The sequence below is a fragment of the Sulfitobacter sp. SH22 genome, assembly GCF_965641905.1.
Lineage (GTDB): Bacteria > Pseudomonadota > Alphaproteobacteria > Rhodobacterales > Rhodobacteraceae > Sulfitobacter.
Genome location: NZ_OZ282573.1, coordinates 1,842,035 through 1,857,878 on the forward strand (window position 1 = coordinate 1,842,035; position 15,844 = coordinate 1,857,878).

The 15,844-nt window shown below is 57.5% G+C and carries 16 protein-coding genes; 7 read left to right on the forward strand and 9 right to left on the reverse strand.

The features are described 5' to 3' along the window. The first annotated feature begins 74 nt into the window (after positions 1–74). The 3 genes from ACSQ13_RS11015 to ACSQ13_RS11025 are packed head-to-tail and all read left to right on the forward strand — an operon-like array spanning position 75 to position 2,511. Positions 75–1,007: a bifunctional riboflavin kinase/FAD synthetase gene (locus ACSQ13_RS11015; RefSeq protein WP_295509749.1), complete on the forward strand. Its 933-nt coding sequence runs from the start codon at positions 75–77 to the stop codon at positions 1,005–1,007. Beyond that, positions 1,004–1,474, forward strand: coding sequence for a YcgN family cysteine cluster protein (locus ACSQ13_RS11020; RefSeq protein ID WP_176250528.1), 471 nt, complete (start codon positions 1,004–1,006; stop codon positions 1,472–1,474). The genes ACSQ13_RS11015 and ACSQ13_RS11020 overlap by 4 nt, the downstream gene beginning before the upstream one ends. Continuing rightward, positions 1,474–2,511, forward strand: coding sequence for a threonine aldolase family protein (locus ACSQ13_RS11025; protein WP_295509752.1), 1,038 nt, complete (start codon positions 1,474–1,476; stop codon positions 2,509–2,511). The genes ACSQ13_RS11020 and ACSQ13_RS11025 overlap by 1 nt, the downstream gene beginning before the upstream one ends. A 3-nt stretch (positions 2,512–2,514) precedes the next feature. On the opposite strand, the gene ACSQ13_RS11030 is transcribed toward ACSQ13_RS11025, so the two are convergent. Next, positions 2,515–3,303: an alpha/beta fold hydrolase gene (locus ACSQ13_RS11030; protein ID WP_295509754.1), complete on the reverse strand. Its 789-nt coding sequence runs from the start codon at positions 3,301–3,303 to the stop codon at positions 2,515–2,517. Further along, entirely contained in the window at positions 3,300–3,896 is a 597-nt protein-coding gene (locus tag ACSQ13_RS11035; RefSeq protein WP_295509755.1) for a 2-hydroxychromene-2-carboxylate isomerase, read from the reverse strand. Before ACSQ13_RS11035 ends, ACSQ13_RS11030 begins: the two co-directional genes overlap by 4 nt. A gap of 109 nt (positions 3,897–4,005) precedes the next feature. On the opposite strand from ACSQ13_RS11035, the gene ACSQ13_RS11040 reads away from it, so the two are divergent. Beyond that, positions 4,006–5,025 (forward strand): ribose-phosphate pyrophosphokinase, encoded by a 1,020-nt coding sequence (locus ACSQ13_RS11040; protein WP_176250532.1) that lies wholly within the window; start codon positions 4,006–4,008, stop codon positions 5,023–5,025. An 18-nt stretch (positions 5,026–5,043) separates the two neighbouring features. Here ACSQ13_RS11040 and ACSQ13_RS11045 read toward each other — a convergent pair whose 3' ends face one another. From ACSQ13_RS11045 to ACSQ13_RS11075, 7 genes are all read right to left on the reverse strand, one after another. Further along, on the reverse strand, positions 5,044–5,385 hold the full coding sequence (locus ACSQ13_RS11045) for an H-type lectin domain-containing protein (RefSeq protein WP_295509985.1): 342 nt from the start codon (positions 5,383–5,385) through the stop codon (positions 5,044–5,046). 127 nt (positions 5,386–5,512) lie between these two features. After that, positions 5,513–5,950 carry a F0F1 ATP synthase subunit epsilon gene (locus ACSQ13_RS11050; protein ID WP_176250533.1) on the reverse strand — a complete coding sequence of 146 codons (438 nt, stop codon included), beginning with the start codon at positions 5,948–5,950 and terminating at the stop codon, positions 5,513–5,515. Positions 5,951–5,962: 12 nt separating this feature from the next. After that, positions 5,963–7,387, reverse strand: a complete 1,425-nt coding sequence (gene atpD, locus ACSQ13_RS11055; protein WP_176250534.1) for a F0F1 ATP synthase subunit beta — start codon at positions 7,385–7,387, stop codon at positions 5,963–5,965. A gap of 19 nt (positions 7,388–7,406) precedes the next feature. Next, positions 7,407–8,285, reverse strand: a complete 879-nt coding sequence (locus ACSQ13_RS11060) for a F0F1 ATP synthase subunit gamma (RefSeq protein WP_176250535.1) — start codon at positions 8,283–8,285, stop codon at positions 7,407–7,409. Between the two features lie 14 nt (positions 8,286–8,299). After that, entirely contained in the window at positions 8,300–9,838 is a 1,539-nt protein-coding gene (gene atpA, locus ACSQ13_RS11065) for a F0F1 ATP synthase subunit alpha (protein WP_176250536.1), read from the reverse strand. Beyond that, the gene (locus tag ACSQ13_RS11070) at positions 9,839–10,399 is read right to left on the reverse strand and encodes a F0F1 ATP synthase subunit delta (RefSeq protein ID WP_176250537.1); all 561 of its coding nucleotides are present in this window, start codon (positions 10,397–10,399) and stop codon (positions 9,839–9,841) included. 276 nt (positions 10,400–10,675) lie between these two features. Continuing rightward, positions 10,676–11,422, reverse strand: a complete 747-nt coding sequence (locus ACSQ13_RS11075; RefSeq protein ID WP_176250538.1) for a hypothetical protein — start codon at positions 11,420–11,422, stop codon at positions 10,676–10,678. A gap of 187 nt (positions 11,423–11,609) precedes the next feature. Here ACSQ13_RS11075 and gloB point away from each other — a divergent pair, with 187 nt between their 5' ends. The 3 genes from gloB to ACSQ13_RS11090 all read left to right on the forward strand — a co-directional run bounded on the left by gloB (position 11,610) and on the right by ACSQ13_RS11090 (position 15,842). After that, positions 11,610–12,377 carry a hydroxyacylglutathione hydrolase gene (gene gloB / locus ACSQ13_RS11080; RefSeq protein WP_295509763.1) on the forward strand — a complete coding sequence of 256 codons (768 nt, stop codon included), beginning with the start codon at positions 11,610–11,612 and terminating at the stop codon, positions 12,375–12,377. 175 nt (positions 12,378–12,552) lie between these two features. After that, positions 12,553–14,874, forward strand: coding sequence for an ATP-dependent Clp protease ATP-binding subunit ClpA (gene clpA / locus ACSQ13_RS11085; protein ID WP_176250540.1), 2,322 nt, complete (start codon positions 12,553–12,555; stop codon positions 14,872–14,874). Continuing rightward, entirely contained in the window at positions 14,871–15,842 is a 972-nt protein-coding gene (locus ACSQ13_RS11090) for a M23 family metallopeptidase (RefSeq protein WP_176250541.1), read from the forward strand. Before clpA ends, ACSQ13_RS11090 begins: the two co-directional genes overlap by 4 nt. Positions 15,843–15,844 lie beyond the last annotated feature (2 nt).

The following is a 15,844-nucleotide window of genomic DNA, read 5'->3' on the forward strand; positions in this document are numbered from 1 at the left end:
CCCGGGATATTTTTGAGCCAGAGAAGGTGGGGCGCTGCTTGTCAGTCGGGTCAGACGGGGCTACGACCTAGCCCATGGACATCATTCGAGATTATCAGTTTGTAAATGCGTCCGATCGCGGGGCCTCGGTTGCCATCGGAAACTTTGACGGGGTGCATTTGGGGCATCGGTCGGTTATCGATCTGGCGCGCAGTGCCCAGCCGGACGCGCCTTTGGGTATTGTTACCTTTGAGCCGCATCCGCGCGAGTTTTTTGCGCCCACCGCACCGCCTTTTCGGCTGATGGGGGCCGAAGCACGGGCGCATCAGCTGGAAAAGCTGCGCGTTCAGAAATTATACGAATTGCAGTTTGATGCCGCGCTGTCGGGCCTGAGCCCGCGCGGGTTTGCCAAAGACGTGTTGGTTGACGGATTGGGCCTGCGTCACGTGGTGATTGGTGCCGATTTCTGCTTTGGCAAAAAGCGGGCCGGCACGGCTGAGATGTTGGCCGGTTTCGGGGCTGAAATGGGGTTTGGCGTCACCATCGCCCCCTTGATGGCCAAGGGCGAAAGCACCGTGTCGTCGACAGCGATCCGCGCCGCGCTATCGCAAGGAAAACCGCGCGACGCCGCCGGGATGCTGGGCCATTGGCACCGTGTCGAGGGGCCGATCCTGCACGGTGAGAAACGCGGCCGCGAATTGGGGTATCCCACGGCGAATATGTCGATTGACGGCCTGCATCCGCCCGCTTTCGGGGTCTATGCCGTGCTGGTCGATGTGCTGGAAGGCCCCCAGGCCGGGCGCTATCACGGGGTGGCCAGCCTTGGGGTCCGACCGATGTTTGGTGAGAACAAAGCCAACCTTGAGACGTTTATCTTTGATTTCAAAGGCGATCTTTATGGCAAGCATCTTTCGGTCGCACTGGTTGACTATCTGCGCGGCGAGGAAAAATTTGACGGGTTGGATGCGTTGATTGCGCAGATGGATGCCGACAGTGCGCAGGCGCGTGCACTTCTGGCCGCGCTATGACCGATCCGATTGCACCAAAGGGATTGGCGAAACGGTTCTGGGAGAAAAAGCCGCTTGCCCAGATGTCCCCCGCCGAATGGGAAGCGCTGTGTGATGGCTGTGGCAAATGCTGCCTGAACAAGCTTGAGGATGAGGACACGCAGGAGGTCGCCTTGACCCGCGTGGCTTGCCGGTTGCTGGATGATTCGACCTGTCGCTGCACCCATTACGAAAACCGGCATCAGTTTGTCCCTGATTGCATCGTGCTCAAGCCGGAAAATCTGGATACACATGCCTATTGGATGCCGCTGACCTGCGCCTACCGGCTGCTGTGGGAGGGCAAGCCCTTGCATGACTGGCATCCGCTGATCTCCGGTGACCCCGACACTGTGCACACTGCCGGGATTTCTGTGCAATACAATACCGTATCCGAGTTCGACACCCCGTTCGAGGAATGGGAAGATCACATTATTGAGGAGCCGACCTGATGTTTTTTGCCTCTGACAATGCAGGCCCAGTTCATCCGCAGATCATGACGCGGCTGGTACAGGCCAACGAGGGGCACGCGATGCCCTATGGCAAGGATGCGATCATGGACGAGGTGCGCGATGCGATCCGCGCGGCGTTCGAGGCCCCTGAGGCGGCGGTTTATCTGGTGGCGACGGGCACGGCGGCCAATGCCCTGGCACTGGCCTGCTATACCCAGCCGTGGCAGACGATCTTCTGTTCGACGACATCCCACATCAATGAAGACGAATGCAATGCGCCCGAGTTCTATGCCGGTGCGGCCAAGCTGACGGTGATCGAGACCGACGACAAGATGACGCCGGAGGCCTTGCGCCGCGCCATTGAAAAGCACCCTGACGGCAATGTGCATGCAGCGCAGCGCGGGCCGGTGTCGATCACCCAAGTGACCGAGCGCGGGTCGGTACATACGCTGGACGAGATCCGCGCCCTGACGGCTGTGGCCAAGGACTATGATCTGCCCGTGCATCTGGATGGTGCGCGCTTTGCCAATGCGATGGTGGCGTTGGGCTGTACGCCGGCGGAAATGACATGGAAAGCCGGCGTTGATGTGGTCAGTTTTGGCGGCACCAAGAATGGCTGCATGGGGGTCGAGGCCGTGGTGTTCTTTGACCCCGCCAAAGCCTGGGAGTTCGAATTGCGCCGCAAGCGTGGGGCGCATCTATTTTCAAAGCATCGTTTCCTGTCCGCGCAAATGGCGGGATACATGCAGGACGACCTGTGGATGACGATGGCACAGCAGGCCAATGACAACGCCGCGCATCTTGTTGACGGGTTGCGCGCGGCGGGGGCTACGTTTCTGCACCAGCCCGATGCCAACATGGTTTTCGCCAGCTGGCCGCGCCGCATTCACCAAAAGCTGCATGACGCGGGTGCCAAATATTACATCTGGAACGGGTCGCTTGACGGCGACGATCCCGAGGAATTCATCGGCGCGCGGCTGGTGTGCGACTGGTCGATCGGCAAGCCTGCAATCGACCAGTTTCTTTCACATTTCTAGGCGTTAGGTTTCTGCCAGAAACGACCTAATTTCATCCGCGACGGCTGCGGGGTGGGTTAGCGGTGCCATGTGCCCTGCCCCCGCAACCGTTCGGCAGGTGACATTTGGCAGCCGTCTGGCCAGGGATTCGTTGATCGCAAAGGCCATATCGCCCGACGTCGCGCCATCCATCAGCAGCACCGGCATTGTCGCCCGTTCGAACATTCCCGGCTTCAGCAGTCCGGCGCTGTCATCACGCAAAAACGGCTGGCTGGCTGGTACATAGTGGATGCGGTCAGCCATATACTGGCGCAGCTTTTCGGGCGTCTGTTCCCATCCGCTGCCATCGCCCCAGCCGGTGTTGAACACGCGGGCGGCCTCCATCATGTCACCGCTTTGATAGGCCGCGTTGAAGGCGGCGCTGTTGCGGTCAGCGGCGGCAACGCGGTCAGGGTCATCCACCACGGCGGCGGCGAAATAGACCGGTTCGAACATGGTCAGGCTGCGCACCAGTTCAGGGCTTTCGATTGCCAGACGCAGGCCCACGGTCGCACCAAAGGAATGGCCGATGATATCCATCGGTTCGGTCAACAACGCCCGCGCCATATCGGTGGCCACGTCATGCACGTTGCCCTGCCCGTCCCAGTCACCGGATTTCCCGTGGGAAGGCAGGTCATAGGCCAGCAGGGTCATATCATCGGACAAGGCCTCGGCCACGCCGCGCCATGCGACCGAATGGGCCAGGGTACAGTGAATGGCCAAGGCCTTGCGCGGACCGCGACCAAAGCTGCGCGTAAAGGTGTCGAGGGTCACAGACGACCGTCCAGATGCATTTCAAGGTCTTCGAGACGGTCCTGGCCCCAGAACTTCTGGCCATCATCAAGGATATAGAACGGCGCACCGAACACGCCTTTTTCGACCGCTTCCTCCAGATTGCGGGCATAGGTATCCGCCCCTTTCAGCAACCCTTTGTCAGCGATGGCGGGGTCAAATCCGGCCTTGGCAAGACAATCGCGGACCACATCGTCTTGGGCGATATCGCGGTCCTCGACCCAGACGGCATGCATGATCAGCTGGCACAGCTTGCCGACATCGCCGCCTTCGTCCTGGGCTGCAATGATCGCATAGGATGACGGTGCGCCGTTGGTGGGCCAGAACGCCGGTTGCAGCTTGAAGGGCATCCCCAGTTTCTTGGCCTGGCGCGGCAATTCCATCGCGCGATATGCCTGCCGACTGGGATGGCGGTCTTTTGGCGGCTGGCCCCCGGTGCGGCCAAATGCCGTAATCAGATCGAAGGGTTTATAGGTGATCGTCGCATTATGCTTTGACGCGATTTCCTCAAGCCGATTACCCGCTAAGTAGGCATATGGCGAAAGTGTTGCAAAAAAATAGTCGATATGGGGCATTAAGGTCTCCGATCCCGTCCTGTGCAGCTTTGCCAGACGGTAAGGTCATGTTAAGCGGTGTCAACGTCACGATTCTGTAACATGTTATGCAACCGGGGACCCTTTGCACATGGCTCAAACATCTGAACCGAAACTGATCTCGGGTAATGCAAACATGCCACTGGCAAAAGCGATTGCACGGCGCATGTCGCTGCACCGCGGTGTCAACGTCGGACTGGTCAATGCACGGGTGGAACGTTTCAACGACAGCGAGATTTTTGTCGAAGTGTTCGAGAACGTGCGCGGCGAGGATATGTTCATCATCCAGCCAACATCTAACCCCGCAAACGATAACCTGATGGAACTGCTGGTCATGGCCGATGCGCTGCGCCGGTCATCCGCTGCGCGTGTCACAGCCGTGTTGCCCTATTTCGGCTATGCCCGCCAGGACCGCCGCACCAAGGCGCGTACCCCCATCACAGCCAAGCTGGTCGCCAATATGATGGTCGGCACAGGCATTGAGCGTATTCTGACAATGGATTTGCACGCCGCGCAGATTCAGGGCTTTTTCGATATTCCGGTCGACAACCTTTATGCGTCGCCTGTTTTCGCGCTTGATATCAAGAACGAGTTCAAGGACCGCATGGACGAGCTGATGGTGATTTCGCCTGATGTTGGCGGTGTTGCACGGGCCCGCGAACTGGCCAAGCGCATCAACTCCCCCCTTGCGATCGTGGACAAGCGCCGCGAAAAAGCGGGCGAAGTATCTGAAATGACCGTGATTGGTGATGTGACTGGCAAAGTCTGCCTGATCGTGGACGACATCTGCGATACGGCTGGTACGCTGTGCAAGGCGGCAGAGGTTCTGTTGGAAGCCGGTGCCAAGGAAGTGCATTCCTACATCAGCCACGGCGTCATGTCTGGCCCAGCGGTTCAGCGCATCAAGGATTCGGTGATGAAGTCACTGGTCATCACCGACAGCATCCAGCCGACCGAAGCGGTCAAGCAGGCTGAAAACATCCGGATCGTGCCAACCGCGCCGATCTTTGCACAGGCGATTTTGAACATCTGGAACGGCACATCCGTGTCCTCCCTGTTTGACGCAGAATCCCTGGAGCCGATCTATGACGGCATGTACAATCCAAGCTAAGCCAAGTTTCAGGGGCGTCTAATAGACGTCCCAGTCTTCCTCTTGGGGAAGCGGGCCAATCGCGAACCACGCGATCCTGACACGTGCCACACGCGTGTCGCCCCATGTTCTGAACACCAGATCAAAACCGTCTTCGGCAATATTCTCGGACCGCAGATCGGCCCGCATCACCGTGGCATTATCCACGTCCCACAGCGCCAAGGAGGCCTGAACCGTCGGGATATCCTTGAACGGGGTGGAAAAGATAATACGCTGACGGCGTTCGCGCTGACCTTTGCCAGTCCACATTTCGCCGCCATCTTCAAAGTCCGAGAAAAGCACGGTTTCCCCGCTTTCAACGCCTACGGTATTTCCATTCATCCGGTTCATTGAGCGACACTTTTCCGTAACTCGTTATTCGTGCAGATTTAATGATCTTAGTGACGGTATCCAAAACAGAAAAGGCCCCGCAGTGCGAGGCCTTTTAATCACTATATCGACTTGGTGGTCAAAGGTTTGCTTGTTTACTGGTCAAACCGATGTGATCCCCAAGAGCAACCATATCAGACAGCAGCTTGGCTGCGTCATCTACGGGGCCCGGCTCGTTGACAAAGTTGTCTTTGGCCGTCGCGTACATTGTTTTGGCTTCTTCCATCATCTCGTCCAGATGCGCTTGGGTCATGTCACCCTTGGGCACGGCACGTTCGGCAAGAACCGACACACCATTGGCTGAGATTTCGGCAAAGCCGCCTGTAACAACGTATTCCGTAGCACCTTCCGGGCCTTCAACACGCAGCACACCGGGGCGCAACGTGGTGATCGTGGGGGCATGATCAGCCATAGCTGTCATGTCCCCATCAGACCCTGGAATCTGAACGGCCGTCACCTGCATCGAGGCCAGCCGCCGCTCTGGCGAAACGAGGTCGAATTGCATTGTGTCTGCCATTGTCAGCGCTCCTTAAGCGGCGTCAGCCGCCATTTTCTCGGCTTTCGCCTTCACTTCTTCGATGCCACCAACCATGTAGAAGGCACCTTCGGGCAGGTGGTCGTATTCACCCGCAACAACAGCCTTGAACGACTGGATTGTTTCTTCCAAAGGAACCTGCTTGCCGTCGGCGCCGGTAAATACCTTGGCAACGTCGAAAGGCTGGCTGAGGAAACGTTCGATCTTGCGTGCACGGGCCACGGCCAGTTTGTCGTCTTCTGACAATTCGTCCATGCCGAGGATCGCGATGATATCCTGAAGCGACTTGTAGCGCTGCAAAACACCCTGAACGTCACGGGCAACGTTATAGTGCTCTTCGCCAACGATGGACGGGTCCATCAAGCGCGAAGTCGAACCAAGCGGATCAACGGCAGGGTAGATACCCTTTTCCGAGATCGAACGGTCCAGAACGGTTGTCGCGTCAAGGTGCGCAAACGATGTCGCAGGCGCAGGGTCGGTAAGGTCATCCGCAGGAACGTAAACGGCTTGCACCGATGTAATCGAACCGGATTTGGTCGATGTAATACGCTCTTGCATCGCACCCATGTCGGTCGCCAGTGTTGGCTGGTAGCCAACCGCCGAAGGAATACGGCCAAGCAGAGCCGAAACTTCGGAGCCCGCTTGGGTAAAGCGGAAGATGTTGTCGACGAAGAACAGAACGTCTGTACCGGACTGGTCGCGGAACTGTTCGGCCAATGTCAGACCTGTCAAAGCAACACGCATACGCGCACCTGGAGGCTCGTTCATCTGGCCGTACACCAGCGCCACTTGCGATTTTTCCAGGTCATCAGGGTTGATAACGTTGGATTCGATCATCTCGTGGTAAAGGTCGTTACCTTCACGTGTACGCTCGCCCACACCCGCGAAAACGGAGTAGCCGGAGTGCACTTTGGCGATGTTGTTGATCAGTTCCATAATCAGAACGGTTTTGCCAACGCCGGCACCACCGAACAGACCAATTTTACCACCTTTGGCGTAGGGTGCCAAAAGGTCGATAACCTTGATGCCTGTTTCCAGAACTTCGGATGTTGTGGACTGCTCGGAGAACTCGGGCGCGTCCGCGTGGATCGAGCGACGCTCGGTCGATGCGATTTCGCCTTTTTCGTCGATGGGCTCGCCCACAACGTTCATGATGCGACCCAATGTGGCGTTACCCACGGGGATCGAGATCGGCGCGCCTGTGTCTTCAACCTTCTGGCCACGAACAAGACCTTCGGTCGCGTCCATCGCGATGGTGCGCACTGTGTTTTCGCCAAGGTGCTGAGCCACTTCGAGGATCAGCTTTCTGCCGTGGTTGTCTGTTACTACAGCGTTAAGGATCTCTGGCAGGTGATCCTCGAACTGCACATCGACGACGGCGCCGATGACTTGTGTAATTTTACCGACTGCTTGTGCCATGTCGTTTTTCTCCAATACCTTACAGCGCTTCCGCGCCGGAAATGATTTCGATCAGCTCGTTGGTGATGACGGCCTGACGGGAACGGTTATATTCGATGGTCAGATCTTCGATCATCTCACCGGCGTTACGTGTCGCGTTGTCCATTGCAGACATCCGCGCGCCCTGTTCAGAAGCCGCGTTTTCCAGCAGAGCCGAGAAGATCGCTGTTGCGACGCCGCGCGGCAGCAGGTCAGCCAGGATGGCCTCTTCGCTGGGCTCGTAATCGAACAATGTTGTCGCCTCGCCCGCGCCTTCTTCGGTTTCGAAGGAGGCAGGGATGATCTGCTGTGCCGTTGGGGTCTGGCTGACGACGTTCACGAACTTTGCGTAAAAGATCGTTGCGACATCAAATTCACCCGCGTCAAAGCGACCAAGCACATCTTTCGCGATGCCTTGCGCGTCGGCATAGCCCACGCGCTTGACTTCGGTCAGGTCAACGTGACCCACGATGTTCTTGGCAAACTCGCGACGAATGCTGTCGCGGCCTTTTTTACCAACAGTCAAGATTTTGACTTCCTTGCCCTCGCCGATCAGGCGGCGGGCGTGGATTTTGGCAAGCTTTGCGATGTTGGCGTTGAAACCACCGCACAAACCGCGTTCCGCGGTCATGACCACCAGCAGGTGTACCTTATTCTCGCCTGTACCGCTTAGCAGTTTGGGCGCGGAATCCGATCCACCTACCGACGCGGCCAGCCGCGACATCACAGCGTTAAAACGCTCTGTGTAGGGGCGTGACTGCTCGGCAGCGTCCTGCGCGCGGCGAAGTTTCGCCGCGGCAACCATTTGCATGGCTTTCGTGATCTTGCGGGTGTTTTTCACCGACGCGATCCGGTTTTTTAGGTCCTTGAGGTTTGGCATCTGCCTTCCCTCCCTTAAGCGAAGTCAGCGGCGAAAGATTCGATGGCAGCTTTGATCTTGTCTTCCAACTCATCCTTCACCTTGCGATCGTTTTCGGTGATGTCTTTCATCAGATCAGCGTGCTTGCTGCGCAGGTGCGCCAGCAGGCCAGCTTCAAAGCGACCGACTTGCTTGACGTCGATCTTGTCAAGGAAGCCTTTTGTACCCGCATAGATGACGCAGACGATTTCTGCGTTGGTCAGTGGGGAGTACTGTGGCTGCTTCATCAGTTCTGTCAGACGTGCACCACGGGCCAGCAACTGCTGTGTGGACGCATCAAGGTCGGAACCGAACTGAGCAAAGGCCGCCATTTCGCGGTACTGAGCCAAGGACAGCTTAACCGGACCAGCAACAGAAGACATTGCTTTGGTTTGAGCCGAGGAGCCAACGCGCGAAACCGACAGACCGGTGTTCACAGCAGGGCGGATGCCTTGGTAGAACAGTTCGGTTTCAAGGAAGATCTGACCGTCGGTGATCGAAATCACGTTTGTCGGAATAAACGCCGAAACGTCGCCGCCTTGGGTTTCGATGATCGGCAGAGCAGTCAACGAGCCGTTACCAGCCGCATCGCCCAGCTTGGCGGAACGCTCAAGCAACCGGGAGTGAAGATAGAAAACGTCACCTGGGTAAGCTTCGCGGCCGGGTGGACGACGCAGCAACAGGGACATCTGACGGTAAGAAACAGCCTGCTTGGACAAGTCATCATAGATGATCAAAGCGTGGCGGCCGTTGTCGCGGAAGAATTCCGCCATGGCTGTCGCAGAGTAAGGCGCGAGGTACTGCATTGGTGCAGGCTCGGACGCTGTTGCGGCAACAACGATGGAATATTCAATCGCGCCGGTTTCTTCGAGCTTTTTAACAAGCTGGGCAACTGTCGAACGCTTTTGACCGATCGCAACGTACACGCAGTACATTTTCTTGCTCTCGTCGTCGCCAGCGGCGGCGTTGACTTGCTGTTGGTTCAGGATCGCGTCAAGTGCGACAGCTGTTTTACCAGTCTGACGGTCACCAATGATCAATTCGCGCTGGCCACGGCCAACGGGGATCATCGCGTCAACGGACTTGAGGCCCGTCGCCATTGGTTCGTGAACCGATTTACGTGGGATAATGCCGGGGGCTTTAACATCTGCAAGGCCACGCTCTGTGGATGCGATGGGGCCTTTGCCGTCAATGGGGTTACCCAGACCGTCAACAACACGACCCAGCAGGCCGTTGCCGATTGGCACGTCCACGATGGAGTTGGTGCGCTTGACTGTGTCGCCTTCTTTGATGTCCCGGTCGGAACCAAAGATAACAACACCGACGTTGTCGGTTTCAAGGTTCAGGGCCATGCCCATGATGCCACCGGGGAATTCGACCATCTCGCCGGCTTGGACGTTGTCCAGACCGTATACACGAGCGATACCATCGCCGACGGACAGAACCCGGCCAACTTCGGCTACTTCTGCTTCTTGACCAAAGTTCTTGATCTGGTCCTTAAGGATCGCAGAAATTTCTGCAGCTTGGATACCCATTTATCCGACCTCTTTCATTACATTCTGGAGGGAATTGAGCTTTGCGCGGATCGACGTGTCGATCATCTTGGAGCCCACTTTGACGATAAGACCACCGATGAGGGATTCATCAACGGTCGCATTCAACGTTACTTTTTTGCCGGTTGTCGCGGCAAGCGACTTGGACAATTTATCAGATTGCGCCTTGGTAAGCGCCTTGGCCGAAACCACATCAGCTGTGACTTCACCCTTTTCCACCGCGATGATTTCGCGCAGGTTCTGGATCAGCTGGGGCAGAACAAACAAGCGACGCTTGTTTGCCATCAATTCCAGCGTTTTAGACATTGTATCAGACAGACCCATCTTTTTGGCGATGGCGCTGATAGAGGAAGCCTGCTGTTCGCGCGTGTAGATCGGCGAATGGATCAGGTCCCGGAAATCTTCGCTGTCAGCCAAAGAGGCTTGCAGCGCATCAAGATCGGTTTCAATCTGTGGAAGGGTTTTGGCCTCAGAGGCCAGTTCATACACGGCAGTCGCATAACGATTTGCGATACCTGTAGAGATTGATGCTGTTTCGGACACGTCCATCCTCTCGTACGTCAGTGCCGGATATGCGAATAACTCGCGTCACCGGGGTGTTGGCGCGGCTTGAATTAACCCAAGACGTCTAAATCAGGGCCGATGTAGCAGACAGGTTTGCGTCCCGCAACACAGTATAGTGAGGTTCTGACCTGAAACCGCCCCTTATTCTTATTGCCCCTTTAAACTGCGACGCTTTGACCCGTTTTATCCGGCAGATCACAGGGCGTGTACTGTCGTTTACCACTTAGTAACGATTCTTCCCAACCCTTTAAGGCATCAAACGGGCTTCACCGTTGGTGCCCCCACCCCTTCCAGCATCCGGATCGACCGGCGCACGCCTTTGCGCTCCACCTTGCCCTTGGGCGGATAGACCAGTTTTGTCACTTCGACCATGAATGCGCCGCCGGCCATCATGGTGGGAACATGACGGCCGACTTTCTCGAACAGCTTTCCAGACCGCATCCAGACCCGGCGCGTGGACGGCATCTGGTACAGCGCGCCCAGTTGCCGTTCGGGCAAAAACTGGTGCTTACGCAATTGCGCCTCAAGCTGGCTCAGCGAATAGGGCCGCCCATAGCCAAAGGGCGTGATGTCGCGCCGCGCCCACAGCCCCGCCCGGTTGGGCACGATAAACAACGCCCTGCCCCCCGGCCCCAACACGCGCCAGCATTCCTCAAGCAGATCCCCCTGCCTGTCCGACGTCTCGAGCCCGTGCAGCAAGACCAGCTTGTCCACATGCCCGGTTTCAATCGGCCACAGCGTTTCTTCGGTCAGCACCGATGTGTTTGCCATACCGGCAGGCCAGGGCATTACCCCCTGCGGGCCGGGCATCAGGGTCATCACCCTGCGTGCATCCGCCAGATAGGGCCGCAGCAACGGCGCGGCAAAGCCAAAGCCGACAACGGTCTGGCCTTTCGCTTCTGGCCACAGCTCAAGCATACGGCTGCGCAGCGAAAATTGCGCCGCCCGGCCAAGCGCACTGCGATAATAGAAGTTGCGCAAATCTTGTACGTCAAGATGCATGAGATCGGCCTTTTCTCGGAACGGATGCCTCGACCTTAGCGCGAACCGATCATTTGCAAAAGCCACATGCAGACCCCTGCCTGTTTTAGCGTCGGGCGCAATCTTGCCGGTCGATCGGGTGTTATGGCCTTGCCCCCCGGTGTGTGGCCATTACTATCTATCCAAACACCACGACAGGAGCCCCACCATGCCATTCGATCTAGTCACCATTCCCTGCCTGTCGGACAACTATGCCTTTTTGCTGCGCGATCAGCAAAGCGGTGCCGTCGCCCTGATCGACGTGCCCGAAGCGGCCCCCATCTCGGCCAAGTTAAAAGAACTCGGCTGGACGCTGTCTGAGATCTGGCTGACCCATCACCACCCCGACCACATCCAAGGGGTGCCCGATCTGACCGCCGAACATCCCGCACGCATTCTGGGGGCCAAGGCCGACGCCCACCGCCTGCCCGCGCTGGATCACGCCCTGACCGATGGCGAGGCCTTTCAATTTGCGGGCCACGATGTGCAGGTGATGGATGTATCGGGACATACCGTGGGCCATATCGCGCTCTATGTAGCGGATGCGAAATGCGTCTTTACCGCCGACAGCCTGATGGCGCTTGGCTGTGGTCGCCTGTTTGAGGGCACGCCTGCGCAGATGTGGGCCAGCATGCAAAAGCTGATGAAGCTGCCCCAGGACACGACAGTTTGTTCGGGCCATGAATACACCCAATCCAATGCAAAATTCGCCCTGACGGTTGATCCTGAAAATCCGGCTCTTATATCTCGTTCAAGAGAAATCGATCAGGCGCGCAAGGATGGCGTGCCGACGGTGCCCTCGACGCTATCGACGGAACTTCAAACCAACCCGTTTCTGCGCCCCGCCGATCCTGGCATCCGCGCGCAGCTGGGAATGGAAAACGCCACCGACACAGATGTGTTTGCCGAAATCCGCGCGCGCAAAGATCGCTTCTGAACGCCGCACTCATGGTCGAAAAATGTCGTTCACGATAAATGTGACGATATAATTGCAAAAAAGCCTTGAAGCTTTGCCATGATCAACCAAACTCTAATACTATGAGGCCATGTTCGGCTGAGGCGCGCCCCATCCCGGGTCACCGAACCGACACAGATCGAAAAGGAGCACGCCCGTGCCTTCATTCTCGTCTACTTTAGAACAAGCCATTCACTCTGCTTTGGCGCTCGCAAACGCGCGCAAGCACGAGTTTGCAACGCTTGAACATTTGCTGCTGGCCCTGATCGATGAACCCGATGCGGTTCAGGTGATGCAAGCCTGTTCGGTCAACATGACCGAATTGCGCGAAACCCTCGTTGAATTCATCGACGAGGACCTGAACAATCTGGTCACCGATGTTGATGGATCCGAAGCCGTGCCAACGGCCGCTTTCCAGCGCGTGATCCAACGCGCCGCCATTCACGTGCAATCGTCCGGTCGCACCGAAGTGACCGGTGCGAACGTGCTTGTCGCGATCTTTGCCGAACGCGAAAGCAACGCCGCCTATTTCCTGCAAGAACAGGACATGACGCGCTATGATGCGGTGAATTTCATTGCGCATGGCGTTGCCAAAGACCCAGCATTCGGTGAACCACGGTCCGTCTCCGGCGCGCCCGAGCACGAGGAAGAAACCCAAGGCGTCACCGACGGTGACAAAAAGGAAACCGCGCTCGAGAAATACTGCGTTGATCTGAACGCCAAATCCCGCGAGGGCGACATCGACCCGCTAATCGGTCGCGATGCCGAAGTGGAACGCTGCATTCAGGTGCTGTGCCGCCGCCGCAAGAACAACCCGCTTTTGGTGGGCGATCCCGGCGTTGGTAAAACAGCCATCGCCGAAGGTCTGGCCCGCAAGATCGTTGCAGGCGAAACACCAGAGGTGCTTGCCGACACCACCATTTATTCGCTCGACATGGGCGCATTGCTGGCCGGTACACGCTATCGCGGTGATTTCGAGGAACGCCTGAAAGCCGTCGTGACCGAATTGGAAGCGCATAAAGACGCCGTTCTTTTCATCGACGAAATTCACACCGTCATCGGTGCCGGTGCGACATCCGGCGGCGCGATGGATGCGTCCAATCTGCTGAAACCTGCCCTGGCAGGCGGAAAGCTGCGCACCATGGGGTCCACCACCTACAAGGAATTCCGTCAGCACTTTGAAAAAGACCGTGCTTTGGCCCGTCGTTTCCAAAAGATCGACGTGAACGAGCCGTCTGTCGAAGATGCCGTGAAAATTCTGCGGGGGCTCAAGCCTTACTTCGAGGATCACCACTCGGTCAAATATACGGCCGATGCGATCCGCACCTCTGTTGAACTGGCGCACCGCTATATCAACGACCGTAAACTGCCGGACTCTGCCATCGACGTGATCGACGAAGCAGGGGCCGCCCAGCATCTTGTCGCGGCGTCAAAGCGGCGCAAGACCATTGGCACAAAAGAGGTCGAAGCCGTGGTTGCCAAAATCGCGCGCATTCCGCCAAAGAACGTGTCGAAGGACGATGTCGTTGTGCTCAAGGATCTTGAGGCATCACTGAAGCGTGTTGTGTTTGGGCAGGACAAGGCGATTGATGCGCTGGCATCCGCGATCAAGCTGGCCCGTGCAGGTCTGCGCGAACCGGAAAAGCCCATCGGGAACTACCTGTTCGCAGGTCCGACCGGTGTGGGTAAAACCGAGGTCGCCAAACAACTGGCCGACACGCTTGGTGTGGAACTGCTGCGTTTCGACATGTCTGAATACATGGAAAAACACGCCGTTTCACGGTTGATTGGTGCCCCTCCCGGTTATGTCGGGTTTGATCAGGGTGGCATGTTGACTGATGGCGTTGACCAGCATCCGCATTGTGTGCTGCTGCTGGACGAGATGGAAAAGGCCCATCCGGACGTCTACAACATTCTGTTGCAGGTGATGGATCACGGCAAGCTGACCGACCACAATGGCCGGACAGTGGATTTCCGCAATGTCGTGCTGATCATGACCTCGAACGCAGGTGCGTCCGAGCAGGCCAAAGAGGCGATCGGCTTTGGCCGTGATCGCCGCACCGGAGAGGACACCGCAGCGATTGAACGCACGTTCACGCCCGAGTTCCGCAACCGTCTGGACGCCGTGATCAGCTTTGCGCCGCTGCCCAAAGAAGTCATCATGCGTGTGGTCGAAAAGTTTGTTCTTCAGCTTGAAGCGCAATTGATGGACCGCAATGTCACGATTGAACTGTCCACCAAAGCCGCTGAATGGCTTGCCGACAAGGGCTATGATGCAAAAATGGGCGCACGGCCTTTGGGCCGCGTGATCCAGGAATACATCAAAAAGCCGTTGGCCGAAGAATTGCTGTTCGGCAAGCTGGCCAAAGGCGGTGTCGTCAAGGTTGGCGTCAAGAAAGGCGAATTGGACCTGACAGTTCTGGGGGCCGAGAACCCCAAGCTGACCGGGAACAAACCACCGCTTTTGACGGCCGAATGAAGCTAAACGGCGCGGTATTCATCCTCGCCCTGCCCTTTGCCAGCCCCGCGCTGGCAGAGGGTTTTTTACTTTCCTCCCCCATCGACTGCGATCTGACATCCGATTGCTACATCCAGCAATATGTCGACAGCAACCCGTCGCCCGCAGCATCGGATTTCACCTGCTCCACCCTCAGCTATGATGGTCACAAAGGCACCGATTTCGCCCTGCCCAACCGCAGTGAAATCGCCCGCAATGTCCGTGTTCTGGCCAGCGCTGCCGGTCGGGTCAAAGGCGTGCGTGACGGGATGGCAGACGTCAGTTATTCGGATGAAACCGCTGATAAAGTCGCGGGCCGTGAATGCGGCAACGGGGTTGTCATTGATCACGGCGACGGTTGGGAAACCCAATATTGCCACCTGAAAAACGGCTCGGTCGTGGTCAAGCCCGGCCAAGACGTCTGGCAGGGTCAGGAACTTGGCTTTGTCGGGCAGTCCGGCAAAGCGGCTTTTCCCCATGTTCACCTGTCCGTGCGCAAAGACGGCAAAACCGTTGACCCCTTTGACCCCGATGGCACGACAACCTGCGCCACCCCCGGGGATAGCAGCCTGTGGCAAACCCGCCCCGCCTATCGCGCGGGCGGCCTGATCGGCGCGGGATTTTCCCAAGGCGTCCCCGATTTCGACGCGATCAAAGCGGGCACAGCCGATGCCAAAACCCTTTCGCCGGACGCGCCCGCGTTGGTGATTTGGGGGTATCTGTTTGGCAGCCAGCCGGACGATGTTGTAAACCTGTCCATTACCGGCCCTGACGGCATGGTGATTGCCGATGATGTCACATTAACCAAGGCGCAGGCGCAGTCCTTTCGTGCCATCGGCAAAAAACGTCGGGGCAAGGGCTGGGCGACGGGCACTTATACCGGCACGGTCACCCTGATCCGGGGGCCGCAAATCCTGAGCCAGAAAACCGTCGAAATCGACATCCGCTAGGG